Source organism: Rhodococcus sp. NPDC003382, from assembly GCF_053589135.1.
In genome coordinates this window covers 259,212-285,352 of record NZ_JBSFRH010000001.1, presented here as the reverse complement: position 1 = coordinate 285,352, position 26,141 = coordinate 259,212, and the positions used below count along the sequence as shown (strand labels likewise).

Here is a 26,141-nt window from a genome sequence, read left to right as displayed (position 1 = left end):
CAATCGGAGCACTCCACCAGCTCGTAGTGCTGTTCGTCTGGCCCCCAACCGACGACACCCTGCCCCATGTGCAGACAGTCGCCGAGGTAGGGCTGCGGGTTGGGTATGGGGCCTTCGCCTTTGAACCATCGGATGGTTCCGTGCTCTCGCATGTCCTGGTCGACGTGCGCCTCAGCCATCGGCTACTCCTCCTCGCCGGTCTCCTCGGGTGCTTGCTCGCCTTCGGGCTGTGCGTCGCCGCCCTGGTCGCCACCGAAGCCGGTGTCCGAGCCGAAGAACGCCGGCGTCTCCACCACGTTCGCCTCGTCGATCAGCTGCACCTCGTCGTCGATCTGCTCCTCGGTCCAGTCCTGATGCAGGTAGCGGACCTTGGTGCGCGTCGACGCAGCCGAAGCGACCGACCACGCCTGCACCGTCTGAGCACGGGACAGGTCGGATTCCTGCGCGAACGGCGGCCAATCGACATCGAGCGGCTCGTGCAAATCCACGCCGAGGTGCGGGAACTTCTTCTGGTCGATCCGCAGCGCAACCGTGGTCAAATGCTGGATGGCGACACCGAAGTAGCGGGCCTTCCCCTCGGTCGTGGTGACCGTGGATTCCTTCTTGCCCGCGGCCTCGGTCGCCGTCTGCGCGACCTCATCGGACATGCCGAACGACACCGGCGAATACCCGGTGCGGCGCAGCACCTCACGCAGCAGCATCTCCCCCACCTGGTCGTGCTCGAGCACCCGGATGGCGGGCTGATGGAACTGGAAGATGGACTCAGCGCCGCCCTCTTTACCGATGCCAGTACCGACCTGCGTGAACAGTTCCTGATCCTCGGGCAAGAACATGCCCTGGCCGGCGCCGCGGTGCTGCAGCACCTCGGAGGAGGCGAACATGCGTGCCTGAGCGACGCGCACGTCCCGCATGAGCGAGCTGTAGGTGCGGTCGATCTGGTGATAGAGCGGCACGAGATCGACCGCGCCGACGTCGGAGGCGCCGAGGTTCCGCAGCTGCGGATCCTCCGCCCACTCAGGGTTCGGAAGCTGATTCGGCACGTACTCGACAGCAAGCTCGTCCACGCCGAGGTCGACGATCGAGTATCCGTCCCCAGCAAGTTCCACGCGGATGTCCGCGGTCGCTTCGTGCGCGCCAAGCTCCTGCAGCGTGCCGAGGTTGTGTGGGGTGCCCTTGTACAGCTCGTGCACGATCCGGCCGCGCTCGTACCGTTCGAGGTGCCGCCACACGTCCCGAGGGTCATCGGATTCGAGTTCGGTGAAGAACGTGACGGACTTGAGCCGGCCCCTGGACCATTCGGGGATTGCATGATCGGGGTCGACCCATTCGATCCACGTGCCTTGCTGCACCTGGTCGTCCCACACCACCCTGCCGAACACACCAGTGAGCGCAGACGAGGTTTCCCCCGCGGTGTACAGGCTGGAGTGGAATCGGGGGGTGTTGAACAGGTCGTCGACGCGGGCCTGCACCGTGTCGAGTTCGTCGTCGGCGGCGAGGATCACCGGCGGCTTCGAGAACAGTGAGGTGGCCGAGAGTTGCGCGATATCCTTGCCGATCGGGGCGTGGAGGCGTTTCCCGGACTGGCTGGGGTTGTGCTGGGTGCGGCCCCAGAATGCGTCCCACGCGTCTTGTGCGCGGCGTTTGAGGGTGGCGCCGGTGGGTGAGGTGCGGCCGCCGGCTCCGTAGAAGTCGTCGAGCTTGGCGGGGTCGCCTCCCCACCAGACGCGGCATTCGGCGACACGGGCGGTGACCTTGCCCAGTTCGGGCGGCGGCCAGGCCATGTTCGCGCGGATGCTGGTCATGCTGCGGTCTCCTCGGTGTCGAATCGGTGGTCGTCGGGTAGCGGCACGGCGTGGCGCCACTGGAACTGGGAGGTGGCGACCGCGTAGCGCAGTGCGTCGCAGAAGTCGTCGTTTTCCTTGACGGGCGCGTCCTCGCCACGCTCGACAGCCTTCGAATCCCACACGTAGCCGGGGATCTCGTTGAGCAGGTTCGTGCAGCTGCTGTGGATCATGAGCTGCTGCGTGGACAACAGTGACGCGACGACACCGATGCCCAGCTTGTGGCTGTTCGCGGCGTTCGCGACGTTGACGAACCCTTCGCGGTTCATCTGCAGCTTCAGCGCGGCCGCCGATGGGTCCACAAAGTGGAAGTCGGGTGTGCCGTGCTCGTTCTCGAAGCGCCGTAGCAGTCGTGCGCGGTCGGCGGGTGTGCCGGCCGGTGGCGCGAACTCGGCCATGGCGTAGAGGCGGTTGTCTGCGCCGAGGCCGAGGAGGATGCCGGCGGCGGGGTGGTTGACGCCGTCGTCGATGCCGATCGCGAGGAGCTGCTGCATCGTCGGGAGCTGGTCGACGACATGCACGGCCGGGTCGAACATCTCGTAGATGACACCGTCCGCCATCGTCCATTCGCCGTCGATGAAGCGGGCCTTCCATAGCCCCGTGTACTGCGCCTCGAGACCATGGATGTACGGGCGTTCAAGGTTGCGTGCGTTGTCCCGTAACCGGAAGTTGAACACCACGATGCTCAGCTCGGGATCGTGGGCCCGGTCCATGTAGTCGGTCTTGAGCCAGTGCTTCGGTGCATCCGGGTTCGTGGTGCACAGCAGCTGGCAGCGGAAGCCCTTCACGCGCAGGCGGGAGACCAGCATCGCGAAGAATTCCTTGGTGACCAGCGTGGCCTCGTCGAGGTAGGCCAGGGAGATGGTCATGCCTCGGATCGTGGCTTCGGCGCGCACGTCGGAGGATCCGAGGATGTGCACGGTGCGGCCGAGGATCGTCGCTGTGGGGGCGCCACGGTTGTAGTGCACGTGGTCGGCGAGGTCCCCGAAGATCTCCCGGTTCTGCAACTGGGTCATCAGGTTGCGGTACACGGTGTCTCGTGTCCGGCCGATCATCACGATCTCGCCGGTTTGCGGCGCGGTCGGGATGAGCATCATCCACTTGAACAGTGAGGTGATGGTCTTGCCGGCTGAGACTGCGCCATTCCAGATGCAGATCTTTGCGGTGGCTCGACCGATCGACCATGCCTGTTTCGGGGTGAGACGGCCGAGTCGGGCGAGCTTGGTGGTCACTGTCCCTCTTCTTCGGCGTCGAGCTCCTCGTCTGTGGGTGTGGGTGGCTCGTCCGGGTTTTCGTCGGCCATGGCGGTGATCGCGGCGTGCACCTCGGCGAGAACGCTGACAACGCCTTCCGCGTCGGCGCCGGCGTTCATCTCATGGAGCTTGTTCGCCGCGTTCAGCGCGGTGGCCGCGGTCTGCACGATTGCCTTCTGATCGCCGAATGTCGGCCGATCAAGCAGGTGCTCCTCGTATGTGTTGTCCTTACCGCCGAAGCTGAACACCAGCGTGGGTTCCCACATCTGGTCCAGCACCTTGTTCGCCTCTGCGATCAACCGTTGCTCGAGCTCGACGCGGGCAGCCTTGGTGTCGATGACACGGGCTTCCGTGGCCTTCTTCGTCTTCGACCGGTCGAAACTCAGGTCCAGCCGATCCGCCCACCGAGACACCGTGCTCTGCGGCCGGCCCATCTCCTCTGCGATCGCCCGCAGCGACATCCCCTGCTCATGCAGTTCGCGAAGGCGCCGGCTCTCCTCATCGGTCCACGCGGCCATGGGCCACTACGCGCGCGCATGGGAGGCGGGTGGAACGTTCCATCCTGTGGTTCATTCGGCCCTCCTCGGGAAGTTGACGCCCACGCTCGTCCGGCGTGAGATTCCGGGGCGTGGGCGGTCCATCCGAGCACTCGCGAGGGGTGGCGCTTCGAGGATGGACGTCTGGAAACGACGAAGCGCGAGTGACCCTGTCGGTGGGGTCATCTCGCGCCAACGCGCTGAGCGTATCAAACGCGGTCTACCTAGTAGTGTGCACCGCATGAGCGTGATTTCAGATCATCAGACAGAGTCCGGCGTCGCGAAAGGCGATGTAGTGGTCGCCGCTGGGGGTACATACACGCTGGCCGGGATCCTCGCCGGGACTGTCCGTGTTGAAGACGGCGGAACTCTTCTCCTCGGCGGCATTGCCGATGGTATTGAGATTGCACCCGGCGGACGAGTCGTTCTGCGGGGAATCTGCAACCGCGACGTAGTCAACAAGGGTGGCCAATTGGACGTCCACGGCATCATTAATGGCGCCTTGCACGAGGATGATTCAGCCGACACTACAATCCACGAGGGCGCTGTCGTCAGCGGTAAGGAGTACTAACCCGAGCACGACGCCGACGCTGTGGGTGCGCCAGGTGCGCATCCAGCACATCACCGACTCGATAGACCTCGGCGCGTGTCAGTACTACGCAGCGCTGTGCATGAAAGTGCCCGGCGTTGCGGAGGGTTATCACACGCCGGTACGTCAGACCGCGGTATTCATCACCTAGTTCTCTGGCGAGCTTCTCGATGGCTGAGGCATGAAGTTCCCGGTTCCGCGCGCGCTCAAGGGCATCAGGGTCAACTGGACGGATATTCTCGTCGGGCCGGTCGATCGCATCCCAGGCCGACTGGGTGGCCCCGTGGATGTCAGTGAGGGCGCGCGCGGAGTCCTCGGTCAGCGCGAGGGCATCAATGTGGGTGCGAAGCCAGCGGGCGATGCCGGCCGTGGTCGAGTCGCCGTGGTAGTCCATGCCGCGCTGCTCAAGCACGTGTCGCACCCAGACGACCAGGGTGGCGTGAAGGTGGTCAGCGACAGAACGGGCGTGCGCGTTGTATGGGAGCGGTTGTACTCCAGGGGGGCCAGCGACGATGGTGGGGATGGGTGCGCCGCTGATGCGATCCTGCCGCAGCGTGGTGATGTTGAGTTGGCGTGCGAGCCAAGGGACGGTGCGGAGAATGGCGTCGAGCTTGGCGATCTCGGCGCGGGTGAGGTATCCGTTCATGCGTCGGCCCGGTTGAGGATGTCGCGGAGTGCGTCGCGGACTTCGGGAGTTAGGTTCTTGGCGACTGTTTCGGCGACGGCGGGTGGGTAGTCGGTGCCGGAGGGTGCGTTGGCGGTCATTTTGAGTTCCATGACTTCGGCGCGGGCTTTCTCGGCGGCCTTGCTGGCGAAGCGGGCGGCTTCGGCGGTGGCGGCGAGTTCGGCTTCGAGTGCGTCGATGCGGGCGTTGGCCTGGTCGAGGTTGGTGTAGGCGGCGGGCATGCGCTGGGGCCTTTCTCGCGGTGGGTGGGGATGGTTCCGGCCCGCACCGGGAGTAGTCGGTGCGGGCCGGGGTTCAAATGGCGGCGAGGCTGAGTGCTGCGATGGCGATGATGAGCACCCAGGCGGTGAGGGCCGTCGGGAGGCGGGTCACGAGCCGCAGCCGTCCCGGGCGTCGGTCACGGAAGGCGCGTCGGCACCCCTCGTAACCTGTTTGCCTCCTACGCTGTGTTCGCCAACATCATCAGCAGAAGGAGAAGCACTATGAGCAACTTCGATTTTGGTAGCGAAATCCCCGATGATCTGCCCGTCACGAAACGAGTCGCCATCGAGATTCGCACCGCCGCCCAGACCAACACTGGCATCAATGGGTTTCGCTTGCCCGGCATGTTCGCACAGTCCCTGCTGAACGGAATCGCCGAACTGGAAACCCGACTCAACGCCTTGGAAACCCGGGAAAGCGCCGACCAGTAGGCCACCGACTGCGCCGCTCCCATCACGCACGATGACGTATGCGTCATCGTGCGTGAGGACCTCCGGTGTGATGTTGATGTCGCTCATTGGTTTTCCCAGGAGTCGACAGGTGCGTGGTATTCGCCGATGGCAACCGGTTCAGTGGGGTGGCAGGCTCCGGCGATGAGTCCGCCGGCGAACAGTGCGGCGAGGAGCAGGGACGCCCGGATCCGGGTCCTGGGCGCGGTCACTGGTCGCCGTCCAGGGCAGTGGCTGTGGACGGCTGTGGGGGCTTCATGTGGGCCCCCACAGCCGCTCGGTCTCCTACGCTGTGTGCGCCAACATCATCAGCAGAAGGAGAAGTTTCATGGCGACACTTGTCTACAACGGGAAGCGCATCGGATTGGCTCCGCACGTGCTTGCGGAAGTTCATGCACTCGTAACGGTCGCGTTCCCTACCGGAAAGTGCTTCTCGATGGGCCTCGTCGGCACTGATGGCGACGGAGACGTGTTCCGAGACTTCTTGTGGATGCATCCGTCGATCCCGTTGGAGTTCGTCTACGACGAGAGCGAGACGGCCAAGGTGAAGGAGAGTGTCATCGCCCTTCACCTGGAGGCGATCGAGAGTGTCGCTGTGGTGGTGATCGGTGATGCGAAGGGCTGGCTCCCGTTCGCATTCGAGCGGATGCCTGCAGGCGTCGACGCGCAGTAGTCGCGTGAGCTCTTCGCGCACGATGGCGCGGATGTCGTCGTGCGCGAGGGGTGCGGGGGTGTTGCGGCCGATGGTGATGGTCAGCCTCATGCCTGCGCTCCGTTCAGCTCGCGCTGCACAGGCTCGCGCACGGAGTCGAGCTTCTTCCGCAGGAACTCCAGCCCGCTGGGGCGCACCGAGGTGGTCGCGGTCGGCACGGTCTCGCCGGTCTTCCGGTTGGTGTATGTGCCGGGCGTGACCTTGAAGTGGTGGTCGTATCGCCGGTACGGGAGGTTGTTGGTCTGGAGGACGCCGAGGCGGCGCATCTGGGCCATCATGACGTTGCGGCCCCAGCCGAGGATGCGCGCGGTCGCGGCCATCGAGTAGGTGCCGTCGGCGTCCATGAGTTCGTCGTAGAACTCGGCTTTGGGTTCGAGTTGGGCGATGCGCTGGTCCTTGGCGGCGAGCATCTGCTGTGCCTCGATGACGGCGTGCGCGAGGAGCTCGGCGCCGGCGAGTGCGGGCTGGGTGCTGTAGCTGCCCGTGCGGCGGATGGTCGGGAGGACGTCGGTGGTGATCCACCGGCGGAATGCGGCGGCTTCGGGTTTGTCGCTGCGGATGACGACCTCGTACATGCCGGACTCGTTGACGATCGTCGTGGATTGCCTGCGACCGAGCGAGTCGGTGACGTCCGCCTGGCGGACGGCATCCGGATCGAGACGCGCCGCGACGTTGCGCGGGTTCGCGATCTCGAGGACTGCGCAGAGGTCGAGCAGGACGAACCAGGGTTCGCCGTCGATGGTGATGGTCCGGACCGTGGTCGCACCGTATGCGAACGGGACCAGGTCTCCGGTAACGTTTGCGAGTGACATCGAGCGGTCTCCTCGGTGTTCGTGCCCCGCGGAGTTCGCGCTCCGGCGGGGCTTTTTCGCGGTCAGGCTTCGAGCATACGCGAATGTTGTGCGTTGTTCGCAACACAACAACGCTCATCTAGGCGCGTGTTTTCTCGGCCTTCGCTTGCTGATACAGGTCCTTGAGGCTCGGACGCCGCTCCGGGGCCTGAGCGTGTCCGCAGACGGCCGTATCGACGTAACCGTCCTCGTCGCACAGGGAGCACTCCGCGATCGCTCTGGCGCGCTTCTGGGCCGCAGCACGGAGTTGCTCCGAGCGAGCCTCGGCAGCCACACGCTTCCGCTCGTCCTCCCAGGTGCGGCGCCGGCGGCGGGCCTCGCCGCAGGCGAAGCACGGCCGCTCGGTGCCGTCCGGATGGTCGATGCAATTCAGGGAGGGTGGTTCGTCTTCGCGCGCGCTGTCTCCTTCCGTACTTACGTAACCACTCTTTCTTTCTGGAGTAGGAGCAGGAGCAGGAGTAGGGCCGGGGTTGGACGCGGGGTTAACCCCATCCCTTGGGTTTTCGTTAGCCGGGGGGTTGGGCGTGGGGTTAACCGAAGGGTTGGCGTAGGGGTTGGGCCAAGGGTTAGCGGAGGGGTTAGCAATGGGGTTGGAGCTGGGGTTACCGGCCGGGGTGAACGGCTCCAGAGACGCCGGATCCACTGCCTTCTGCTCCAGCATCGACACCACCGCGGCCCGCTCCCACGACGACAACCCCGGATGCGTGGCACGCACCTTCGACACCTCGTGCACGATCACCCCTCGCAACGTCCGAGACGCCAACTCGGCACGCGCGTTCGCCATCGACACGGCCATGTTCGGCACCTTCCACAGGCCGTCGTGCTTGATCCACGACCGCAACAGGAACTCCCCTGTCGTCTCGTCGATGAGCAGGAACAGATCCCGGGACAACTCGGCGGCGGCACGCTCGACCGCAGCCGGCGTCCATCCCTTCGCTTTCGAGGCGATGCGGCCCGGGTGCCAGTCCCCCGCACCGCAGTACGACAGAGTCGGCCAGTTCCACAGCACGAAGTACAGGTGCTGCGCGGGTGGGGTGCAGTCGAGCCAGTCGTCGTCGCCCCAGATCCCGAGGTTCATGCGGGCGTGGTCTTTCCCGGTGGACGCCATCAGGCGGCCCTCCTTTCGAGCTGTTCGAGCGGGATGTGGTGCCCGCTCATCGGGCAGGTACTTCCCGCGGTGTCGTCGTGCCGGGTGACGCGGCCGGTGTACTCGGACGCGTGCACCCTCCGGCGACACACCGGGCACTCGGTCACCACAACGTCATCTCCGGTTCAGCCCCGACGGCTGGCGCGAAGAGCTCTGCGACCGCGGTGTTCTCGTCGGCGGCGTGGATCGACATGCGTGCCTTCCGCGCTGCGATGCGGCGTTCCTCGGGCAGCGCTTCTGCCCAGGCCGTGATTTGCCGCCAGGTGAGGGTCACGGTGTGTTCGGGTGCGGTGATGCCGCGTTCTTCCATGTAGTCGCCGGGCTGGGTGATGGCGATGCCCCATGTGTAGGTTTTGCGCCAGAGGCCGGCGGCGTGCCATTCCGGGTCGGTTGGGGTTCCGCCGCCGCGGGTGTCGCGGATTTGTGGGCACCAGTAGTCGGGTGCGTCGGCGAGTCCGAGGATTTGGCGGGGATGGAGTTCGGCGAGGAGCCGGAGCTGATCGGGTGTCACCGGTCACCGTCCAGCACTGCACGTAGTTCGCGGGCAACCTCTCGCCTGGTGTCCAACTCCCACTGCTCGCTGCTGTCGTAGCCGACGTTCGGCACGTTCGCTAGGTCGTCGACGTACTCGCGCACCCGGGCGAGTGCAGCCTCGGCGCGGTCCCGCTCGAGCTCGGCGCGCACGGCCCGGCCGCGCTGCTCGTCGACAGCCTCGAACAAGACCTCAACCATGTCGCGCCCATCGAACCGGCAAGACTCTCCGAGGGGGAACGTCTCGTCGTGGGTTTCACACTGCGCGAAGTCGAACGGCGGGGTGTGCGTCATGACGCACGGCGCCGGGGCGAAGTGTTCGACGGCGAGTTCGACTGCGAGGTCGATGCACGCCGCTGTGTTGCCTCCGTCGCGCACGGGCGGTACGTGCATTCCGCGGCCGTGAGTGAGCGCTCGGGCGGGCCATGCGGCGCGGATCTTGTCGCGCAGTTCGGCGCGGCCTTCGGGTGTCGTCGGATCACTCACAGCTTGTCTCCAATCTTGCGTTCGAGGGTTGTGGCGATGTCGTCGTATACGCGGGCCTGGTAGACCGCATCGAGTTGCCGTACCTCGTCGGCCATCGCCCGCAGGAGCTGGGCGTAGTCGCGGATGCTGTCGATGACAGCGCGGAGTTCGTCGTTTTCGTGGATGGCGTGGTCGAGGGCGGTTTCGACGGTTTCGACGTGACTCACGACGCCTCCCCGGTGATCCATCGCCAGGTGTCGCCGATGAGCTGCCAGTGATTCGAGCCGGTCCTGATCTTCCGGGAGACGTCCCACTCGTAGCCGCACAGGCACAGGTGCTCCCGGCGGTGGCCGGTGTCTTTCACGCAGAGGCAGGCGTGGCCGGGTGTGTCGTCGTGGCGGGCTGGGCAGTAGTCGCTCACCGTGACTCCTCGGGGGTGTAGAGGACCGTGACGGGCATCGGAATGTCCGCGTTCGTCTCCGTGGTGCCGTTGACGTAGCGGACGGCCAGATCGAGCGGGAAGTCCCGCTTTTCGCCGACGAGCCCGTCCGGGCCGATGATCACCGTGCCGTCACGCATGTCGGCGAGCTCCTGCACGGTGGTGATTACGCGGGCCCTGCGGTAGCCGGCGGCGAGGAGCTCGTCGACGGTGTGAGCGCTGAGGAGGCGTCCCTCCCAGCCGCACGCGCATACAGATCCGACGCCATCAGTCCAGGACCGCATCGAGTGCGCCTTCATCGCAGCGAGAAGTTCGTCTCGGTCACTCATGGTCGCTCCACTCGTAGAGGGTTTGTGAGGCTCGGTCGATGGTCCAGGCGGCGACGGTGAGCCACCCGGCGATGCACAGGCCAGCGACACCGGCGATGCGCACGGCGGACTTCACTTCCCCTCCTGGTAGGTCAGGACGACACGAGCCCCGTCGACGTCGGTAAACCGCACGACATAGCCGTCCAGGCTCTCAGCGACCGTCGCCACAGTCCCCGTCTCGCGGAGACGATCGCAGCGCCGCCGCACTGCATCGGCGACCGCTCCGGACTTCACCACTGTCGATGAAGTTGTGCGCGTGACCGTCAGCCGGTGCGAACCGGAAGCTTCACCAGGCGGATCCGCAGCGGTCTCACTCGCCTGGGTGTGGTGCTTCCATTCGTGCGCCGGGTCCGCGCCCGGATCTCCTCCGGTGTACGCGCTGATGGGTTGGGTCACTGGGGATCTCCGATCGTGAGCCAGAGGGAGCCGGGGCGGCCCTTCTCTGCTGCGTGGATTACGGGCATGAGCTTCTGCATCAGCTCCGGCGTGTCGTCGGCGGTGAGCCCGTAGTCGACGAGACCGTCGCATGCTGCCTTGAGCACCGGCATGAGGTTGTCGGCGTCGCGCCGACGGTTGTCGCGCGGCCGGTAGTGCAGGCACACCGTGACGCGGCCGCGGCCGGTCGGCACCTTCGCCTGCCTGGCGAGCATGTGTGTGACCTCGCGGATCGACGCGGTGATCACGGCCTTCTTTCGCCAGTGCAGGCGGTCGTTCATCGACAGCGGAGGCTTCTCGTACGGCAGCTCGAGCACGATGTCGACGCTCACCAGACGACCCCCGCCGTCTTGCGCACCTCGGCACGCTCGGCAAGCACCAGGCGGCGAGCAGCCAGCAGCGCAGCGGCAGTCTCCTGCAGCTCGTCAGGCGACAGGATTTCCCCCGCCACCCAGACTTCCGGCCCTGCGACCGTCGCGAGCTGGAAGCCACCGGACGAGTCGGACCAGGTGACGCCGTGCTCATCCTCGAACGACGAAGCGGGAAGCTCGACCACCTCGTGCCGCTCGAGGATTGTGCGCGCGAGGTTCGCGGCGGTGTCGGCAACCAGCTCCGGCGCGCCGGGCATCAGCGCCGCGGCGATCAGCCCCTTCAGTTCAGATTGGTTCATTCCTTGCCTCCAAAGGGATGCCGGGGGCGGTGTGGTGCGCACATCTGGTGCGCCGGATCAGGACTCCGTCGGCACACCGCCACCCGGCAAGATCAGGTGTTCAGTCGTTCGGCACCGCGGCGAGCTTCGCGGCAGCCTGTGAACCCAGGTAGGTGATCAGATCGCCGAGCACACCCGGCCGGCCTTCGGCGTCGGTCGTCGGAGAACCGAGCATCCGATGCCCCTTCACCTCCGCGTACAGCGCGAGCAGACCAGCCTTGTTTCCCGTGAGATCCAGAGCGCGCTTGCGGAACTCGGCCGCCGTCGGTACCTGCACACCATCCGACAGCCAAGCGTCGATCTGGTGGGCAAGCTCCTCACCGGGCAGAGGGATGACCACGTTGGTGAGTGTGTGAATGCGGGACTTCGTCACTCGCATCGTGTTCTGCACATCCAACTCACCGATCAGGTCGAACTCGTACTCGATGCCGTCCCGCTGGATCGGCTTCAAACCGACCTTCTGCGGCTCCTTCTTGCCCTTCTCGTTCTCGACGATCACGTACTCCGTCTTCGTGCGGAGCGTGACGATCACGTGCCCAGGGAAGGAGATGATGGCGTCGATCATGCGACGCTCCTCAGGTCGCATGTCCTTCCATCCCGACGTGAACTTGTTGGCACCGGACTTACGGTCGACCTGCTCGAGCATCCCGTCCGCGCCCTCCCAGTAGTGCGAGAGCGAATCGATGATGACGACGCCGTACCCGCCGCCGGCCGCCAAGCCGAGCAGGTCCACCAGCGACCGTGGGCTGTACGAGTCCGGCTGAACGGTGTCGAACGCCCAGCCGTTGAGCCCGACGTACTTCGAGGCGGAACCTCGCTCGGTGTCGATCACCGCGACGCGATCCGACAGTGCGGTCGCGAGCGCAAGGGCGGTGTACGTCTTGCCGGAACCCGACGGACCGCAGAGGGCGATCCTGGCCTTGCTGGCCTCCTTGGTGGCGGGCGCGAAGCTGAGAGCGGTCACTGCGCACCACCTTCGAGTGCGAGCACCTCGCCGAGGTTCAACTCGCCGGCGGCGGCCATGCCACGCACCAGCTCCACGACGTTCTTCGCGGGCGTGAACCGCGGTGTCGGGGCCTTCGCGGGCGGCACCGACACCGAGACGCCCGGCAGGTCGAAGTAGTCCTCCGACCCGGCGGCCTTGTGCGCCTCGAGGACGTACGCCTCAAGCGAGGCGCGCCCCTGGTCGGTGAGCACCACACGCTCCTCGATCACGTCCGGCCCGAACGCCTCCACCAGCCACGGGAACACCTGCGCCTCATCGGTGATCGTCACGACCGGCTTCGGCTGCGTCGGCTTCGGCACCGTCGCGTACCCGAGCTCCTCCCCTGCCAGCGTGTACGCGTAGTTCGTGCCGCGGGTGACCTGCGATGCCAGCGCGGCCTTCTCGCGGTCCTCCGCCTCGGCCAGCAACTTCTTCGCAGCGGCGATCGCGGCAAGGTTGCGGACAGTTTTCTCGACGGCACTCATCGTGCGAAGTCCTTCAGCTCGGCGAGCCGGCCGAGTGCAAACTCGACAGCCTGCTCGTGGGTGGGAAACGAACCTGCCAGCGCCTCACGGTTGATGACGTTGCGGAAGGCGATCTGCACGGCCCACGGACGGCCCGGGGGCAGCGGCTGGGAGATGTGCTTGCCGTGACGGATACGCAGGTAGCAACCGCGGGTGCGGGCCGTCTCGACGATCTGCGCCCGGCTCATGGCAACGGCCATGTCAGTTCCTCTCGGTCGTTGTCGAGCAACAGCTCGAGGTGGTTGTCGGTGTCGGTGTCCTGCCTCGTGGTGCAGCCGGGCTCATGCCCGAACCCGGCTGCACCGCAGGTGCACTCACGACGCATTGCGTGCCTGCAGGTCGCGGTCGTAGCAGGGGCCGCACATGCCCTTGGCGCGGATGGCGACAGTCCCAGGCCACATGCCCGGGTCCTCGCCCTGGTTCCGCATCGGTTTCCCGCATTGCTCGCAGCGGCGCTGGCACTTCACCGGCCCAGCGGCAACCTCTGCGGTGATGACAGGCTCGATGAGGCCGAGCATCTCAAGGAGCCGGCGTGCATCCTCGACGCTGCGGGCGTTGGCGGCGACGGTGCGGCGTGCCGGTTCGATGACGTACTCCGGCATCGTGGTGTCACCGAACTGCGCAGACTCAAGGATGTGGACGCTCTGTCGCTTCGCCATCAGGCCACCGCCTTCGGGCAACCGTCGCAGATGCCGTCTGCCCAACCGCAGCACCGCGTGCCCACGGGCTCGAAGGCTGTGGTTCCGCAGCCGATCTCGTGCTGAGGGAATCCCGGGGCCGTGCCTGCGCAGGTGCAGGTGCGGCGCTCGCGGTTCGTCGACCGGACCGGACTGTCGATGAAGATGGTCACGACGCCACCTCCGCGGCGAAGATCAGAGCACCGACTGCGCCACCGAAGGTGATCGCCCAGGCCCACACGGCGAGACCGATACGCGCCGGGCCAGGAGGAGTGTCGTCGCCCTTGTCCTCGTCGACGATCTCGAGTTCCCCGTCGTGGACAGCGAACACCTGCGTGAAGGTCTCGTGCGCGATCGGAGCGGGCTCGATGCCGGCGGCCTTGAGTTCGGCGTCGGTGAGAGGCCGGGTGAGGATCGACATGTCAGGCCCCCTTCGCCATCTCGACCGGAGCCGACTCGACGAAACGATTGCGGGCGTTCAGCAATGCAGTCGCCAGCTCAGGGCCATCGGCGTTGATCGCATGCCAGGCGCGCCCGTCGGTGTCGATCCAGATGTCGACGTGCTCGCCCGTGAAGCGGCCGTCGACGAGCAAGCGCACCGACCAGCTGCCGTTGCAGGCGAATCGCTGGATGGAGAGAACTCCGAAGTTGGTGCTGCGGGCGCCCACTCGGTAGTGGTCGATCAGCTCGCCGATCTCGACTTCGAGATCGTCTGAGGTAAGGTTGTAAGGCATCCGATTTCCTTCCAGGGTTTCGATGTCAGGCCGTCCCGCCGCATACGGGGCGGCCTTTTCCTTTGCTGGGCGCTTGTCGGTCGAGGTGCTCATCGGAGCGACTTCGTACGGGCGGGTAGCCTGCCGCTGCGCCATGCGATGGCATCAGAGGGCAGGATCATCCAGCGGCACTTGCGCTTTCCGTTTGGTCCGTCCGCCTGATAGGCGGGCAGATCGCCGCGCTGGCAGGCCTTGAGGACGGTGTTGTACGAGGGCGAGGTGTGGGTGCCGGGCCCCTGCCAGCCGAGCATCCGCGCGGTGTCCTCGATCGACAGCGGGATCTCGCGGGTGAGAGTCGACGTCACGTACTGCTCCTTTCGGTTGAGTGGATCGGAAGCTATGCAGCAGTGTTGCGAACAACGGGCAACACTTGGGGCACAAAAAGAGAGCCTGCGGGCGCATCGAGAACCCTTTCGATCGCGCGAGCGGTATGCGGCAAGCAGGTGTTCCTATGCCCGGACATCAGGTGGCCGATGAGGGACCGGGAGCACCCAGCAGGCTTGTCGCCGCGCATGGCCTTCGCCTTCTTGAGCTCCTTGTCCGTTGCCGCCGCAAGGGAACGGACCGTGAATCCGCGGTGCTCGACGTACTGGCTGAACGCCTTCGAGCTGATGAGCTTCACCCAGAACCTCCCGTCTGTGTAGTGCTGCATTTCCCCTGCCTTTCGAAGTGTAGACGGTTTGTTGTGCGTTGTGTGCGACAGTACAACATGTAGACGGGGGTGTCTACAAGTCGGGAGTCTGTCGAGGCACAGAAGCTCCAGGTTGTTGTCCGTTGTGCCAGGTAATTTGTAGACACGTTGTCTACACAAGAAGTTGGGCAACACCGACAGCTACAGGCAGGGTTCGTAGACGTGACGAAGAAACGAGCGGGACTACCGCCCCAATGGGAAGAAGTGTTCGCCGGCCGCAGCATGCGAAAGGTCGCCGAATCCGCGGGGATCTACGCCGACCGCGTGAGCCGATTCGTGAAGGGCGAGGGCGTCGAAGAGGGCACCGCCGAACTGATCGCGGATGCACTCGGCATCACCGTCAAGAAGGCATGGGAGCTCCGCGGCGAACCTGTCCGCGAGCCCTTCAAGCTCCCCCAGAAGGCGCACCGACTGTCACGTAGTCAACGAGAAGCGATCCTCCGCGTCATCGACGGAATGCTTGAAGGGCGTGACGACCAAGACGACACCAGGGGTGGAGACTTGCCCGCCGAGGATCCAGGCCTGCGCCTTGTCGACGATGAGCCCGAGGACGCTGAGGGACCTGAAGACGTCGAGGAGCCCGAGGGCTACGAGCTGGCGGCACGCAAGGGCGAGACGCGGGAACGGAAGCGCCGGCGACTGGAAGGCGAACCGTGGGATCACCCCGACCCGGACGGACCGGAGGATGGCGCTTAATCACCGCCATCTCCCGTGTAGCAACCTGCTACAAGATCAGCGTGTTACGTGGAAGTTACTTCGAACAAGTGTTCTAATCCCTCCATGTCCCGCCGCAAGTGGAATCCATGGAGGCATCTGCACCAACACTTTCCGCACGTTGACGTCCACTTCGTCGACCGCCCCACCCACGGAAATCTCGGCCGTCTCACCCGAGGCGGCATCGAGATCGACAAGACCAGCTCGCAGACAGAACGGCGCTCCACCCTCACACACGAGATAAACCACCTCGAACGCGGACCCGTACCCCCGCACCCGTTCTTCGCGGCCCGCGAGGAACACGTCGTCGAGGAGCTCACCGCCCGCCGGATGATCCGCCTGCCCGAGCTCGTCGACGCGCTCATGTGGTGCCAGGGGCGCGCCGACGACGAGGCCGCCGAGGAGCTGTGGGTCGACCACGACATCCTCCTGACCCGAATACGCACCCTGACCGCCGGCGAACGGAAGTGGGTCGAACGCCAGATCGCTCGCCGGACCAACTGAATGATCACCCCTGGAAGGAAGACCATGCGTAGATACGCGCTCGCCACCACACTCGCTGGGGCGCTCACGCTTACAGCTTGCTCGTCCGATGCCGAGCCCACTGCCACTCCTGCCAGCACCACAGCCACCGCCGTTGCGTCCGAAGCGGCCAATCCCAGCACGACCTCCGAACGTCCATCAACGACAGCCGTCAATACTGACGTCGCCGAATACTGGCTGCGCGAGGAGCGCGAGGGCTACCTCGTAATGATCGTCGCCCAGGACTACACAGATCAGCAGCTGCGCAACGCCTTTCAAGAAGTGCGACGTCTGTACAAGAGTTCTGACGTGGGCGGATGGCACGTCCAGGTCGACTGTGGGGACAGCCAGAAAGCAGAGGGCGGCGCGCGCCAAGCCAACGGCAAATTCGCCCTGGACTCACTGGGAGCAGCCCGCACTGGATTAACCGTCGGCGGATATGAATTCGAACCACTTCCCAATCGCGCTTCGTGCTCGCCGGCGCCGATCGCAGCATCCTCCATCGACATGAGCAATTGCAGCGACTACGCCGGGACCCCGGTTCCGGAACTCGAAGCTGTCACCTCGACCTTCCCGTCGCGAGAACATGTCAAGTTCGTCACCACCCAGACCCTCGAATGGAAAGAGGATCCGAGCATGGTGTCGGCCATCTTCTACATCTGCGCGCCCGAGCTGGACGGCGACGAGTTCAAAGACTTCGCGACGGAACTGGCAACCGCACTCCGGGTCACGCCGTACGCAGAGGCGGTGGGATCGATGTCGGTCTGGAACTTCTACGGCAAAGAGACTCTGGGAAAGATCCGCGTCGACCGGTACCAGGATTACAAGTTCGACGGCACGGGAGATCCTGCTGCTGTTCGGAGCGCTTGGCGAGAGCAGCCCTAACCGATGGCCACCGTCAAGTCGTACAGCACCACGAAAGGCACCCGCTACAAGGTCCGGTACATGAAACCGGACGGCAGCCAAGGCAGCAAGTCCGGATTCACCAACGCCGAGGCCGCCCGAGACTTCGCCTCCCGCATCGAAGTCCGCAAAGCCGACGGCGAGTACGTCGACCCCAGGGACGGACGCACTCTCGTCGCCGAGCTCGCGCCAGCCTGGCTTGCCGCCAAGAAGTCACGCCTCAAGCCATCGGCATATGTCGGCCTCGATTCCGCCTGGCGCACACACGTCGAACCGCGGTGGGGAAACAAGCCGATCGCATCCATCGAGATCAGCGACGTCGAAGAGTGGATCGCCGACCTGGTCACCGAGATCCGCGACCCCAACGACCCCGACGTCGTCATCAAGAAGGCAGCCTCGGCCACCACCACGATCCGCGCCCACGCCGTGCTCGCCGGCATCCTCGACCGCGCAGTGCGGGACCGGAAGCTGGTGACGAACAAGGCCCGGAAGATCGAGAACCTGCCGCGCAAGCGCCCCAAGCGGAAGATCTATCTCACCCACGAACAGGTGGCGAAAATGGCGGGTGCCGCCGGGGACAAGTCGGCGTTGGTGCTGACGCTGGCGTACTGCGGCCTGAGGTGGGGTGAGGCGATCGGACTTCGCGTCTGCGACCTCGACTTGCTGCGGCGCCGGCTGATCGTCTCCCGCAACGCGGTGGAGGTCGGGGCGAATGTGATGGTCGGGACGACGAAGTCGATGAAGGAACGGTCGATCCCAGTACCGAGGTTCCTCGTCGAGGACCTGGCGGCGCTGTGTGAGGGGAAGGACCGCCACGATCTCGTGTTCCCGGGAACCGACGGCGGGTTCATGCGGCGGCCGCGGCAACGGTCGTGGTTCCGGACCGCCGCGAAGGCCGCCGGGGTTCCCGAGCTGACCCCACACGATCTACGTCACACAGCGGCATCGCTCGCGGTGTCGGCCGGTGCTCACGTCAAGGCGGTGCAGCGGATGCTCGGGCACGCGTCCGCGGCCATGACACTCGACGTGTATGCCGACTTGTTCGACGATGATCTCGACCTCGTGGCGGACGCGTTGGACCGTGCGCGACGGGGTGCGATCTCGGCTTGACTGTCCGAAAACTGTCCGCCGCCATTTGAGCGGTTCTGTCTGGAAGTAGAAAAATCGCCCCTCACCTGCGTAAACAGGCAAGGGGCAAAGGTGGGCGCGGAGGGTTTCGAAACCACTCGTGCCCCAGCGGTTCTCGCAGGTAGGTGAGTCGCACCCGGGGTGGCCTGGGAACTCGATATGTCCTCATATGACGGCAACCATCCGGTTCCATCGGTTTCCCCCTCTCCGACTGTCCGGAATCTGTCCGATTCCCGACCTACCCTGCGAGGGCCTTGGATTCGATCGACTGGAGGGGATGACGTGAAGATGGTTCGGGTGTCCCGCGACGACGCAGCACTCATCTATGCGCTCGGCGCCGCGGCACTGTGCCTGTCCTACTCGGCGCTCGCGGACATCGCGGCGCGGTCCGGGCTCGGCGACTGGCAGGCCGCGGTGTGGCCGCTCGTCGTCGACGGGCTGATCATCGCGGCGACGCGGGCAGCGGTGACGCTCGACGCGGGACCGGCGCGGCGGTACGCCTGGTTCCTGCTGTGGGCGGCAGTCGGGGTATCGATCGCCGGGAACGTCGCACACCTGCTGCTGCCGCCAGGGCCGGTGCATCCCGGGGTTGCCGCAGCCGTCGCGGTCGTTCCGCCAGTCGCGGCGCTCGCGTTGACGCACCTGGCGATCGTACGCGCCAGGGCACTCGCCGGTGCTGCGATATCCGATGACAAGAATCGGCCGGAAAATATTATTGCCGAGCCGATAGACAGTGATGACGCACCCGCGTCGCCCGCATCAGCGCAGCTCACAGTCGTGCCAGCGGCCGAACCCGCGCCCATCAACGGCCACGATGACGCACCGGTCGATGAGCGTGACGCACTGCGTCATCGCGCGCGCCAGCTCCACGAGGCAGGGTTGAGCAACTATGCGATCGCCGATGAGATCGGTCGCTCGGAGGCGACAGTGCGTCGCTGGCTCGCGATGAGTGTCGCGTAAGGTCGCGAGCGAACGCCCCCGGCTCCTACGGGGGCGTTCGTCACGTAACGCGACGACTTGACCGCAACACTGCCTCCGATCCTGCAGTTTCACACGCGATCATGCGATGATTCAGACTCATGTCTGAAGGGGTGCGATGACGACTGCGACAGTTGGTGTGTGCGAAGACGATGAGTGGTTTCAGCTGTTCCGTGGCCGCACCGAGTGGCAACGGGTGAGGAACTTCCTCGACGAACTTCGCGACGTTGTCCGGGAAGATCCCGCATTGTGGGCAGAACTCAGGGACCTGATGGAGCGGGCAGCCAGAGAAGGCTTGCCATACGACAAAGGCCCCGACGGTCGAGGCTTCAAGTGGCCGATGCGTCGCGCAGCCAACCAGCTAGGCCACCTGAAGATGGACGAGGGAAACGAACAGCACCGACTCTACTTCGGCGCGCCAGCGGAAAAAGCGACCGTTCTCCTCGCCTTGCTGTACGGACCGAAGCGACGCGACGACCCTGACTGGAAAGCTGCGCAGAACGATCACATTGACGAGGCAGACCGTCGATATGGTGACTGGCGCGACAGTCTACGTGCTGAGTTGCCGTAGATGTGACACAGATCCCCAGTTGCGGTTAACCTCAACCCATGGGCATGTTCGAGGAGCTGGAAGCTGAGTTAGGCATCGATGTGTCCAGCACGTTCGCGGTTCTCTCCGCGGAGCTGGTGCGCGCCGATCGCGACATGATCGAGATCCTCATATCCTTGCGAATCGCCAAGGACCTCACGCAGGACGACATTGCGAAGACTCTCGGCCGAAACAAGTCAGCCGTTTCGAACTTCGAACGTCTGGGTGCGGACCCGCATCTGTCGACTATTCGTCGATACGCGGCGGCTGTCGGTGCGCGTGTGCGGCACATCGTCGAGGATGCCTCTGGCGAGCGAGTCATTCATGATGGTAAGTGGATCGAGGTGGCCACTAAACCCTCCGTCGTGCCGCGCTCGAGTGCGTTTGTTGAATCCGGCGCAAAACGGCGGGTTCGGCACATTGACGCAACATTTATGGCCCCGCATCTAAACGGGATCACCGTCGTAGCACCCCCGCGGCACATCGTGATCGAGGGATACATCGTGGAGGACACCGAACATGCCTGACCAGCTAGCACAGCTCGCCGTTGCAGACATGGAAGACTGGGTTGGCGCCGTCGCTATGCGATTCTATGAGCTGTCGGCTCAGAGAATCGAATCCGATGATGACCAGCTCGATCCCGACACCGACAGCACGGATGACGACGACACGACCGTGCACGTCGAGGTCAAAGCGGATCTGCAGGCCGAAGACACGGGAAGCCGGTTCGCGGTCCGCTTGAAGATCGAGGTAGTCCGACAAGACTCAATCATCAGGGTCGACTGCGCAGCGCAATTCACCTGGAAAGACGGCAAACGTCCCGCCGAACTCGGACCATTTATTGAGGATCAGATCAACGACGTCGGCACGCTGTTTGTTCAGGAAGTCGGTCTGCCTTACCTGGTCTCCTATATTCGGCCGGCGATCGACCAACAAGCACGGACGATGGAGCTCCCCGTGCTAACGCTGCCCATCGACTATTTCCGCGGCGCAAGGATCGAACTTGGCGAACGGGTCGCGAAAGCGGCAGAAGCAAGCGTCTAACCGGTTGCGTCGTGCACCTGCTTACAACCACTTCACGCCGGGCCGCGGCGGGCCGATGTGCGGCGGCCGGACGATCGTGACGCCGCACCTCCGACACTCGTAGGTTCGGTGTCCGCCGGCACCGGTTGTGCAGTCGCATGGCACCCATCCGACAAGCACCCGGTGCGCACCGAGCGGGTGCCCGTTCGGGCAGGTGCGCGGGCTGCGCTCGACGGACTGCATGCCGATACATTCGCACAGATGTTCGACGCTCGGTAGAGTTTGATCCGCGGGCCGGTGGAGCTCCGAGCTCGGGAAGCGCCGGCCCGCATCCAGCATCTCGGCGCGCTTGAGTATTCCCATCGCGCGAAGCAAATACCGCACCCGTTGCTGCCGCTCATCCATACCGGATTGGACGAGATCGCGGGCCAGGCGGTTCTATCCGAACGGCCCGGGATGCCCTATAGAGCCCTCACGGCATGCGGCGGCATGGGGTGAAAACGGGAGTTTCGTTAGGCAAAAGCAATTTCCCGACCCCCTCAGCGATGTGATTGACTCCACACTATCGCCGCCCATCCCCTGCGCGGCGATTCAGACCCCGTCGGCGCCCCCCGCATCCGTCGACGGGGTCTTTCTTCCCCGAAGATCTACCGCAGATGCGGGCTGCCCTGCCATGATTGGACATGGGTCCAGTACCTCCCGGGCAGTGACAGGGGCATGCCTGGGCGGCACATGGACCCTCCCCTCACCCCCCGCCACGCCAGCGACCGCCGAGTGGTCGAGGAACACATCGCTGACAAACCGACCAGTGAGGTTTCATTGCGGCAGGAGCCGAATGACCCCGAAGCGGCGACTCCGCGACGAACCCCTATTCGGTGACACGAACTCACGGCGCGGCGACCCGGTAGTCGCCGTTGCGCTCAGGGTCACGATCATCCTGGTAGTCCTGCTGGCCCTGGGCGGATAACGCGCCCTCCCCTCACCAGCGGGGCCGCAGCTGCGCAAGTGATGAGCGCTTCGCTGGCTGGCGATGAGAGTCGCGTAGGTCGCGAGCGAACGCTCCGGCCTCCTACGGGCGTTCGCAATTCGATGCTCCAGCCAGCTGCAGGATTCTGCCGAATCATCACCGAACCCGCACCGCACAAGATAGCCGTGACCTGCGGTAACACTGTAACGAACCAACCATTACGTACGAAATGCGACTCGGTCAAACCTCGCAGAATGGAAAGTCGCATGAACCCTCCCCCCGGCTGGCATCCCGATCCCGCCGACGCCACCCAGTTGCGCTTCTGGGACGGACAGCAATGGACCGGCGTCACCCGACCCCTTCCGGAGAATCCGCTGCCATCGAACCCGGTGGCAGTCACGCCGCACGTGGCTCCGCTGGCAGGGGATCCGCAAGCACCCAAGAAGAAGCCGAAGTGGCCCTGGATCGTCGGTGCAGTCGTCGTGGTGTTCGTTGTCATTGGACTCGTTGGCGGCGGCAATGACAGCTCATCCTCGACTCGCAGCGCCTCTGGTGGGACCACGACCACGAGCAGTGCGGCGCCAAGAACGCAGACTCCGGAGGAGGCAGAAGCCGAACGCCAGGCGGCTGAAGCTGCCGCTGCCGCTCGGCGGCAGGAGCAAGAGGCTGCGGCAGCCGCCGCTCGTGCAGAAGAGGAAGCGCGCAGAAATCCCGCGTCTTACGAGACGCTGACCGACCGTGACTTCGCCTTAATCGCGAAGAACCCCTCCGCTGCGACAGGCCGAAGGATTGTCCTGTACGGCAACATCTTCCAGTTCGATTCCATCACCGGAACCGACAAGTTTCTCGCCAACACATCCCCCGCGTGGCAGGACAGCAAGTACTCCTACGACCAGAACACGCTGGTAGTCGCCTACGATCCAGCCATTCTCGCCAACGTCGTCGAGGGCGACATCGTCAAGATGTACGTCGAGGTCGCCGGCACCTACTCATATGACACCCAGATAGGTGGTTCCACCGTGGTCCCGAAGGTAGGCCTGCGGATGATTGAGGTTGTCGGCTAGCCGCTGCTTAACCGCCGAAAGCGCGCCCCGCCTCCAGCGTCGGGGGGAGGCGGGGCGCTTAAGCAGCCGTAGAGACCGATCGGGGGTGGGTCTCTACGGCCACCGGGCATATCGGACAGAACAGACCGAGCGTTACGGAATCGCCGGGTCGACGTCCTAGTCCCAATACAGGAAGGTGTTCGTCGCGCCGGCGAGCACGTTCCGCTCGTTCGCGGTCGTCGCCGCGTGATACGCCTCGACCCACACCTGGTCGCCGTCGTACAGCGTCGTCGAGAACGACAGGCCCACATCCTTCACCGTGCTGAGACCCGATTGCGTGTTGATGGCAACCTGGCTGCCGTTGACCATCAGACGGGCTCGTCGCTCGACGAAGATCGCCCCGGTGTTGAACGTGACGCGAGCTGTGATCGTGGTCGCGCCGGTGCCTTCGGCGATGAGGGCACCGCCGGATTCGACGGTGTCCGGGTAGCCGGAGCGCACGGTCCAGCCGGTGACTCGCGTCCAGGTGTTGCGGCCTGGGTCCTGGGTGCCGACCTTGTCGACGCCCATCGCCGCGAACGTGACCACCGTGGCGGGTGCGAGCGCGGTCGGTGCGACCTCGGCGACCACAGCGCGGGTGTGCACCGGCACCGGCGGCATGAGTGCGGCGGCGGGAATCTCGGCAACCAGGACTCGTGCGAGGACCGGGACGGCCGGGGCCAGCGCTGCGGGTATGACCTCGGCGACCAGGGCGCGGGTGTGCACTGCGGCAGGTGGCGCCACTGCGGTCACAGCCGCCGCGGCGACCAGCTCCCGGGCCAGGACCACCGTCCCCGCGGCGTCGACGTCGACGTCGATCTCGACGACGAGCGACCGGGTGTGGACCACCACGGCGGGGATGCTCACCTCGACCGCGACCTCGGCCAGGAGGTGGCGGGTGAGTTCGTCGCCGAGCACGGGCAGCAGCGCACCGACCGGCACCTGCGCGGTCAATGCTGCGTACCGGATCGGCCAGGCCGGCAGCAGCGCGGCAGGTGCAGCCTCGACGATGAGGGTGCGCTCGAGGATCGGCACCACCGTCGTCGGCATCTGCGCGTCGACCACGACGTTCGCGGTCAGCACCGCGTAGCGGATCGGCCACGCCGCCACCAGCACCGCGGCGTCGATCTCGACGGTCAGCGCGCGCACGACCACACCGACGATGGCCGGCTGGATGTGCCCGGCGGGCGCGGTCGTCTCCGGCAGCCGCGGTCGTGGGGACTGCGAGGAGGCCAGCTGCGGGCGCGCCGCGATCGTGACGCCGACGACCGGGCGCGGGGCCACCGTCGTGCTCGCGGCCGGCGCCGAGGCGGTCGACTCCGGCAGCGCCGGGCGCAGCGCGATCGAGGCGCCCACGCTACGTGCCCTGCGGGACCCGCAGCGTCACCGGAACGCGCAGCTTCCCGGCCGTGGTGAACACCGCCGAGCTGTCAAGCGGATGCGACCACTGAAACGTCGAGCCGTTCCAGCACGACAGGTGCGTCACGGTCGTCGACGCGGGAATGTCGAACTCGAGTTCGGACCCGACCACGTCACCATCGGACGCTCCCGCGGTCCACGTCAGGGTCTTGCGGGCGTAGCTGCCGCCGGTGACCTCGGAGTCACCGGTCGTTCCGGGGTCGGCGGTGTGCGCCGAGAACGTCGCACCCAGGGTGGACAGTTCGACGGCGAGAGATTCGCGAACAGCGGTGCTCATTTTCACGGGGTGTCTCCTAGCGGGGTGTGCGTTCGATCTGGCCCTCGTACCAACAGAAGTCGAGGGTGTCGGTGGCCGGCGGTTCGACCGGATAGTGCGGGTACACCTGGTAGGTCAGGCCCTCGTCGATCAGGTCGGCATCCTCGGACTGCACCCAGAACTCGATGTAGTCCGCGGTGACCTCGAGTGCCGGCCACGTCGCGATCACGGGGGCGCCGACCTCCGAGCCGTCGGTGATGACGATCTCGGCGGTCGTGCCGTCGGGGAACGGCGGGTCGTTCGGGTGCCGGTTGTAGCGGTGCACGTAGTCGGCGCCGCGGGTCAGGATCAGCGGCTCGACGATCGGGGTATATCCGCTCACGCCGCCACCTCGTATCCGGCGAGTTGCAGCGCCAGCGTGTGCGACGGATTCGGCGACACGTGTGTGCCCGCCTGCGGACGCACGTCACGACCGAGGACCGCGCCGGTGTCATCGGCGAGGACGACCACGACCTGGCCCTGCTGCCCGTAGGCGGGTGGGCGGGTGTAGATCACGATGTGGTCGGCGCCCGCCATCGGTGGGTCGATGCGGTACAGGCGCGCCGGGCCCGGATGCCCACCGAGGTCCCCGTCGACGAGTGTTGCTGTGCCCATGGGATTCTCCTGTCAGTAGAAGCGGGTGGTCACGAAGATGGCGCCGCCGGCACCGTTGCCGCCGTTGCCCGCGAAGCCGATTTCGTAGTGGCCGCCACCGCCACCCGGGGCGCCGGGCCAACCACCGGGGCCCCCATTGCCTCCGTTGCCTGCCCCGTTCTTTCCGTTTCCGCCTGAACCTGCGGACCCTAGGCCGAGCTGCCCGACGAGGGCCGACACGCCGGGCAGGCCGTGGTCACCGGTCGCCAGAATGTTCGCGATGGGAGCACCGGGTGCGAACGGACCGTCCCCACCGGGTGTGGGCACGCCGTTACCGCCAGCAATGGCGAGGGATGCACCGTTGCCTCCGCGAATGTGGAATGTGAAGTCGTGCAGCGGGTTGACGGCCGCGCCGTACGTTTGATTGATAGACGATCCACCGGTAGCGGCGATCAGGTCACCGAAGCTGGACAGGCCACCGTCTGCACCATGCCCGCCGTCCGTTGTGGCGCCGGCGCCGCCCGGGCCGACCGTGCACAGCACCGACGCTGGTACGTCTGCCGCGTCGAACTCCCACACCGCCCAGCCGCCCGAATAGCCGCCCCGTCCGCCGCGGCCGTATCCGCCGTTTCCACCGTTGTTTCCGCGGCCTCCACCGGACGCCCCGCCGATCGCTACGACCCTGATGAACTTCGCGTCTGTGGGCTTGTACCACCAGTCCGTTGAGCTGTAGGTGGCAAGCTGGGCCTGCATGTTCTCGAGGACGATCTGGTCAATCCTGTTGTCGAGTCGCGGCACGTTCGTCTGCAGGCCACGCTCGGTGCCGTACAGGCGATCGGCGAGATCGTCGAGATTGAATATGCCGCCGGTCGCGCCGTCCATCTGATCCAAGAGATCGTGGATGAACAGATTGATCCGATCGACTACGAGCCCTGGCAGGTGTTGAGCGATCAGCGCCATCGGGTCCGTGTGACCGGACGGGCGTTTGCGTGGGAGCTTCTCCACG

Annotated in this window: 40 protein-coding genes; 12 read left to right on the top strand and 28 right to left on the bottom strand. The window is 65.5% G+C overall.

Annotated features, from left to right (window positions below):
• Nucleotides 1-182: 182 nt before the first annotated feature.
• The 3 genes from ACWDUD_RS01530 to ACWDUD_RS01520 are packed head-to-tail and all read right to left on the bottom strand — an operon-like array spanning nucleotide 183 to nucleotide 3,612.
• Entirely contained in the window at nucleotides 183-1,802 is a 1,620-nt protein-coding gene (locus ACWDUD_RS01530) for a hypothetical protein (protein WP_450108103.1), read from the bottom strand.
• Nucleotides 1,799-3,073, bottom strand: a complete 1,275-nt coding sequence (locus ACWDUD_RS01525; RefSeq protein WP_450108102.1) for a phage terminase large subunit — start codon at nucleotides 3,071-3,073, stop codon at nucleotides 1,799-1,801. Before ACWDUD_RS01525 ends, ACWDUD_RS01530 begins: the two co-directional genes overlap by 4 nt.
• The gene (locus ACWDUD_RS01520) at nucleotides 3,070-3,612 is read right to left on the bottom strand and encodes a helix-turn-helix domain-containing protein (RefSeq protein ID WP_450108101.1); all 543 of its coding nucleotides are present in this window, start codon (nucleotides 3,610-3,612) and stop codon (nucleotides 3,070-3,072) included. The genes ACWDUD_RS01525 and ACWDUD_RS01520 overlap by 4 nt, the downstream gene beginning before the upstream one ends.
• A 259-nt stretch (nucleotides 3,613-3,871) precedes the next feature.
• On the opposite strand from ACWDUD_RS01520, the gene ACWDUD_RS01515 reads away from it, so the two are divergent.
• Nucleotides 3,872-4,201: a hypothetical protein gene (locus ACWDUD_RS01515; protein ID WP_450108100.1), complete on the top strand. Its 330-nt coding sequence runs from the start codon at nucleotides 3,872-3,874 to the stop codon at nucleotides 4,199-4,201.
• On the opposite strand, the gene ACWDUD_RS01510 is transcribed toward ACWDUD_RS01515, so the two are convergent.
• Nucleotides 4,182-4,865, bottom strand: coding sequence for a hypothetical protein (locus tag ACWDUD_RS01510; protein ID WP_450108099.1), 684 nt, complete (start codon nucleotides 4,863-4,865; stop codon nucleotides 4,182-4,184). The genes ACWDUD_RS01515 and ACWDUD_RS01510 overlap by 20 nt on opposite strands.
• Complete coding sequence (locus ACWDUD_RS01505; protein ID WP_450108098.1) at nucleotides 4,862-5,125, bottom strand: hypothetical protein; 264 nt, start codon at nucleotides 5,123-5,125, stop codon at nucleotides 4,862-4,864. The genes ACWDUD_RS01510 and ACWDUD_RS01505 overlap by 4 nt, the downstream gene beginning before the upstream one ends.
• Nucleotides 5,126-5,386: 261 nt before the next feature.
• Here ACWDUD_RS01505 and ACWDUD_RS01500 point away from each other — a divergent pair, with 261 nt between their 5' ends.
• Both ACWDUD_RS01500 and ACWDUD_RS01495 read left to right on the top strand, forming a co-directional pair.
• Nucleotides 5,387-5,596, top strand: a complete 210-nt coding sequence (locus tag ACWDUD_RS01500; protein ID WP_450108097.1) for a hypothetical protein — start codon at nucleotides 5,387-5,389, stop codon at nucleotides 5,594-5,596.
• Nucleotides 5,597-5,942: 346 nt separating this feature from the next.
• The gene (locus ACWDUD_RS01495) at nucleotides 5,943-6,287 is read left to right on the top strand and encodes a DUF7882 family protein (RefSeq protein WP_450108096.1); all 345 of its coding nucleotides are present in this window, start codon (nucleotides 5,943-5,945) and stop codon (nucleotides 6,285-6,287) included.
• An 86-nt stretch (nucleotides 6,288-6,373) separates the two neighbouring features.
• Here the strand turns inward: ACWDUD_RS01495 and ACWDUD_RS01490 are convergent, their stop codons facing one another.
• From ACWDUD_RS01490 to ACWDUD_RS01405, 18 genes are all read right to left on the bottom strand, one after another.
• On the bottom strand, nucleotides 6,374-7,138 hold the full coding sequence (locus ACWDUD_RS01490) for a phage antirepressor (protein WP_197251779.1): 765 nt from the start codon (nucleotides 7,136-7,138) through the stop codon (nucleotides 6,374-6,376).
• 118 nt (nucleotides 7,139-7,256) lie between these two features.
• Nucleotides 7,257-8,285 carry a hypothetical protein gene (locus ACWDUD_RS01485; RefSeq protein ID WP_450108095.1) on the bottom strand — a complete coding sequence of 343 codons (1,029 nt, stop codon included), beginning with the start codon at nucleotides 8,283-8,285 and terminating at the stop codon, nucleotides 7,257-7,259.
• A gap of 142 nt (nucleotides 8,286-8,427) precedes the next feature.
• Nucleotides 8,428-8,835, bottom strand: coding sequence for a hypothetical protein (locus tag ACWDUD_RS01480; protein WP_197257775.1), 408 nt, complete (start codon nucleotides 8,833-8,835; stop codon nucleotides 8,428-8,430).
• Nucleotides 8,832-9,341: a hypothetical protein gene (locus tag ACWDUD_RS01475; protein WP_197257777.1), complete on the bottom strand. Its 510-nt coding sequence runs from the start codon at nucleotides 9,339-9,341 to the stop codon at nucleotides 8,832-8,834. Before ACWDUD_RS01475 ends, ACWDUD_RS01480 begins: the two co-directional genes overlap by 4 nt.
• The gene (locus tag ACWDUD_RS01470) at nucleotides 9,338-9,547 is read right to left on the bottom strand and encodes a hypothetical protein (protein ID WP_197257779.1); all 210 of its coding nucleotides are present in this window, start codon (nucleotides 9,545-9,547) and stop codon (nucleotides 9,338-9,340) included. Before ACWDUD_RS01470 ends, ACWDUD_RS01475 begins: the two co-directional genes overlap by 4 nt.
• Nucleotides 9,544-9,741 (bottom strand): hypothetical protein, encoded by a 198-nt coding sequence (locus ACWDUD_RS01465; protein ID WP_197257781.1) that lies wholly within the window; start codon nucleotides 9,739-9,741, stop codon nucleotides 9,544-9,546. The genes ACWDUD_RS01470 and ACWDUD_RS01465 overlap by 4 nt, the downstream gene beginning before the upstream one ends.
• Nucleotides 9,738-10,088, bottom strand: a complete 351-nt coding sequence (locus tag ACWDUD_RS01460) for a hypothetical protein (RefSeq protein WP_197257784.1) — start codon at nucleotides 10,086-10,088, stop codon at nucleotides 9,738-9,740. The genes ACWDUD_RS01465 and ACWDUD_RS01460 overlap by 4 nt, the downstream gene beginning before the upstream one ends.
• Nucleotides 10,081-10,203 (bottom strand): hypothetical protein, encoded by a 123-nt coding sequence (locus ACWDUD_RS01455; protein WP_269437725.1) that lies wholly within the window; start codon nucleotides 10,201-10,203, stop codon nucleotides 10,081-10,083. The genes ACWDUD_RS01460 and ACWDUD_RS01455 overlap by 8 nt, the downstream gene beginning before the upstream one ends.
• Before the next feature lie 316 nt (nucleotides 10,204-10,519).
• Entirely contained in the window at nucleotides 10,520-10,894 is a 375-nt protein-coding gene (locus ACWDUD_RS01450) for a RusA family crossover junction endodeoxyribonuclease (protein WP_307846662.1), read from the bottom strand.
• On the bottom strand, nucleotides 10,891-11,232 hold the full coding sequence (locus ACWDUD_RS01445) for a hypothetical protein (protein WP_197257786.1): 342 nt from the start codon (nucleotides 11,230-11,232) through the stop codon (nucleotides 10,891-10,893). Before ACWDUD_RS01445 ends, ACWDUD_RS01450 begins: the two co-directional genes overlap by 4 nt.
• A 100-nt stretch (nucleotides 11,233-11,332) precedes the next feature.
• Nucleotides 11,333-12,235, bottom strand: a complete 903-nt coding sequence (locus tag ACWDUD_RS01440) for an ATP-binding protein (protein ID WP_197257788.1) — start codon at nucleotides 12,233-12,235, stop codon at nucleotides 11,333-11,335.
• Nucleotides 12,232-12,741 (bottom strand): hypothetical protein, encoded by a 510-nt coding sequence (locus tag ACWDUD_RS01435; RefSeq protein WP_197257790.1) that lies wholly within the window; start codon nucleotides 12,739-12,741, stop codon nucleotides 12,232-12,234. Before ACWDUD_RS01435 ends, ACWDUD_RS01440 begins: the two co-directional genes overlap by 4 nt.
• Nucleotides 12,738-12,980: a hypothetical protein gene (locus ACWDUD_RS01430; protein ID WP_197257792.1), complete on the bottom strand. Its 243-nt coding sequence runs from the start codon at nucleotides 12,978-12,980 to the stop codon at nucleotides 12,738-12,740. Before ACWDUD_RS01430 ends, ACWDUD_RS01435 begins: the two co-directional genes overlap by 4 nt.
• A 114-nt stretch (nucleotides 12,981-13,094) precedes the next feature.
• Entirely contained in the window at nucleotides 13,095-13,439 is a 345-nt protein-coding gene (locus ACWDUD_RS01425; protein ID WP_450108094.1) for a hypothetical protein, read from the bottom strand.
• Between the two features lie 187 nt (nucleotides 13,440-13,626).
• On the bottom strand, nucleotides 13,627-13,878 hold the full coding sequence (locus ACWDUD_RS01420) for a hypothetical protein (protein WP_197257796.1): 252 nt from the start codon (nucleotides 13,876-13,878) through the stop codon (nucleotides 13,627-13,629).
• Nucleotide 13,879: 1 nt separating this feature from the next.
• A complete protein-coding gene (locus ACWDUD_RS01415) occupies nucleotides 13,880-14,284 on the bottom strand; it encodes a hypothetical protein (RefSeq protein WP_450108093.1) in 405 nt (134 codons plus the stop codon).
• Nucleotides 14,281-14,535: a hypothetical protein gene (locus ACWDUD_RS01410; protein WP_197257800.1), complete on the bottom strand. Its 255-nt coding sequence runs from the start codon at nucleotides 14,533-14,535 to the stop codon at nucleotides 14,281-14,283. Before ACWDUD_RS01410 ends, ACWDUD_RS01415 begins: the two co-directional genes overlap by 4 nt.
• Before the next feature lie 32 nt (nucleotides 14,536-14,567).
• A complete protein-coding gene (locus ACWDUD_RS01405) occupies nucleotides 14,568-14,852 on the bottom strand; it encodes a hypothetical protein (protein WP_197257802.1) in 285 nt (94 codons plus the stop codon).
• Nucleotides 14,853-15,083: 231 nt separating this feature from the next.
• On the opposite strand from ACWDUD_RS01405, the gene ACWDUD_RS01400 reads away from it, so the two are divergent.
• From ACWDUD_RS01400 to ACWDUD_RS01360, 9 genes are all read left to right on the top strand, one after another.
• Nucleotides 15,084-15,617 carry a hypothetical protein gene (locus ACWDUD_RS01400; protein ID WP_450108092.1) on the top strand — a complete coding sequence of 178 codons (534 nt, stop codon included), beginning with the start codon at nucleotides 15,084-15,086 and terminating at the stop codon, nucleotides 15,615-15,617.
• A gap of 84 nt (nucleotides 15,618-15,701) precedes the next feature.
• On the top strand, nucleotides 15,702-16,139 hold the full coding sequence (locus ACWDUD_RS01395) for a hypothetical protein (protein WP_197257805.1): 438 nt from the start codon (nucleotides 15,702-15,704) through the stop codon (nucleotides 16,137-16,139).
• Between the two features lie 24 nt (nucleotides 16,140-16,163).
• The gene (locus ACWDUD_RS01390) at nucleotides 16,164-17,042 is read left to right on the top strand and encodes a hypothetical protein (protein ID WP_450108091.1); all 879 of its coding nucleotides are present in this window, start codon (nucleotides 16,164-16,166) and stop codon (nucleotides 17,040-17,042) included.
• Between the two features lie 3 nt (nucleotides 17,043-17,045).
• The gene (locus ACWDUD_RS01385) at nucleotides 17,046-18,170 is read left to right on the top strand and encodes a tyrosine-type recombinase/integrase (RefSeq protein ID WP_197257809.1); all 1,125 of its coding nucleotides are present in this window, start codon (nucleotides 17,046-17,048) and stop codon (nucleotides 18,168-18,170) included.
• Nucleotides 18,171-18,476: 306 nt separating this feature from the next.
• On the top strand, nucleotides 18,477-19,148 hold the full coding sequence (locus ACWDUD_RS01380) for a DUF2637 domain-containing protein (protein ID WP_450108149.1): 672 nt from the start codon (nucleotides 18,477-18,479) through the stop codon (nucleotides 19,146-19,148).
• A 136-nt stretch (nucleotides 19,149-19,284) separates the two neighbouring features.
• Nucleotides 19,285-19,737 carry a hypothetical protein gene (locus ACWDUD_RS01375; protein ID WP_450108123.1) on the top strand — a complete coding sequence of 151 codons (453 nt, stop codon included), beginning with the start codon at nucleotides 19,285-19,287 and terminating at the stop codon, nucleotides 19,735-19,737.
• Nucleotides 19,738-19,775: 38 nt separating this feature from the next.
• Nucleotides 19,776-20,282, top strand: a complete 507-nt coding sequence (locus ACWDUD_RS01370) for a helix-turn-helix domain-containing protein (protein ID WP_450108122.1) — start codon at nucleotides 19,776-19,778, stop codon at nucleotides 20,280-20,282.
• Entirely contained in the window at nucleotides 20,275-20,799 is a 525-nt protein-coding gene (locus tag ACWDUD_RS01365; protein WP_450108121.1) for a hypothetical protein, read from the top strand. Before ACWDUD_RS01370 ends, ACWDUD_RS01365 begins: the two co-directional genes overlap by 8 nt.
• A gap of 1,212 nt (nucleotides 20,800-22,011) precedes the next feature.
• Nucleotides 22,012-22,809 carry a DUF2510 domain-containing protein gene (locus ACWDUD_RS01360; RefSeq protein WP_450108120.1) on the top strand — a complete coding sequence of 266 codons (798 nt, stop codon included), beginning with the start codon at nucleotides 22,012-22,014 and terminating at the stop codon, nucleotides 22,807-22,809.
• 156 nt (nucleotides 22,810-22,965) lie between these two features.
• On the opposite strand, the gene ACWDUD_RS01355 is transcribed toward ACWDUD_RS01360, so the two are convergent.
• The 5 genes from ACWDUD_RS01355 to ACWDUD_RS01335 are packed head-to-tail and all read right to left on the bottom strand — an operon-like array spanning nucleotide 22,966 to nucleotide 26,140.
• On the bottom strand, nucleotides 22,966-24,183 hold the full coding sequence (locus tag ACWDUD_RS01355) for a hypothetical protein (protein WP_450108119.1): 1,218 nt from the start codon (nucleotides 24,181-24,183) through the stop codon (nucleotides 22,966-22,968).
• Nucleotide 24,184: 1 nt separating this feature from the next.
• Entirely contained in the window at nucleotides 24,185-24,523 is a 339-nt protein-coding gene (locus ACWDUD_RS01350) for a phage tail fiber protein (protein WP_248676760.1), read from the bottom strand.
• A gap of 16 nt (nucleotides 24,524-24,539) precedes the next feature.
• Nucleotides 24,540-24,884: an LtfC-like domain-containing protein gene (locus ACWDUD_RS01345; RefSeq protein WP_450108118.1), complete on the bottom strand. Its 345-nt coding sequence runs from the start codon at nucleotides 24,882-24,884 to the stop codon at nucleotides 24,540-24,542.
• The gene (locus ACWDUD_RS01340) at nucleotides 24,881-25,156 is read right to left on the bottom strand and encodes a hypothetical protein (RefSeq protein ID WP_248676777.1); all 276 of its coding nucleotides are present in this window, start codon (nucleotides 25,154-25,156) and stop codon (nucleotides 24,881-24,883) included. The genes ACWDUD_RS01345 and ACWDUD_RS01340 overlap by 4 nt, the downstream gene beginning before the upstream one ends.
• 12 nt (nucleotides 25,157-25,168) lie before the next feature.
• Nucleotides 25,169-26,140, bottom strand: a complete 972-nt coding sequence (locus ACWDUD_RS01335) for a glycine-rich domain-containing protein (RefSeq protein WP_450108117.1) — start codon at nucleotides 26,138-26,140, stop codon at nucleotides 25,169-25,171.
• Nucleotide 26,141 lies beyond the last annotated feature (1 nt).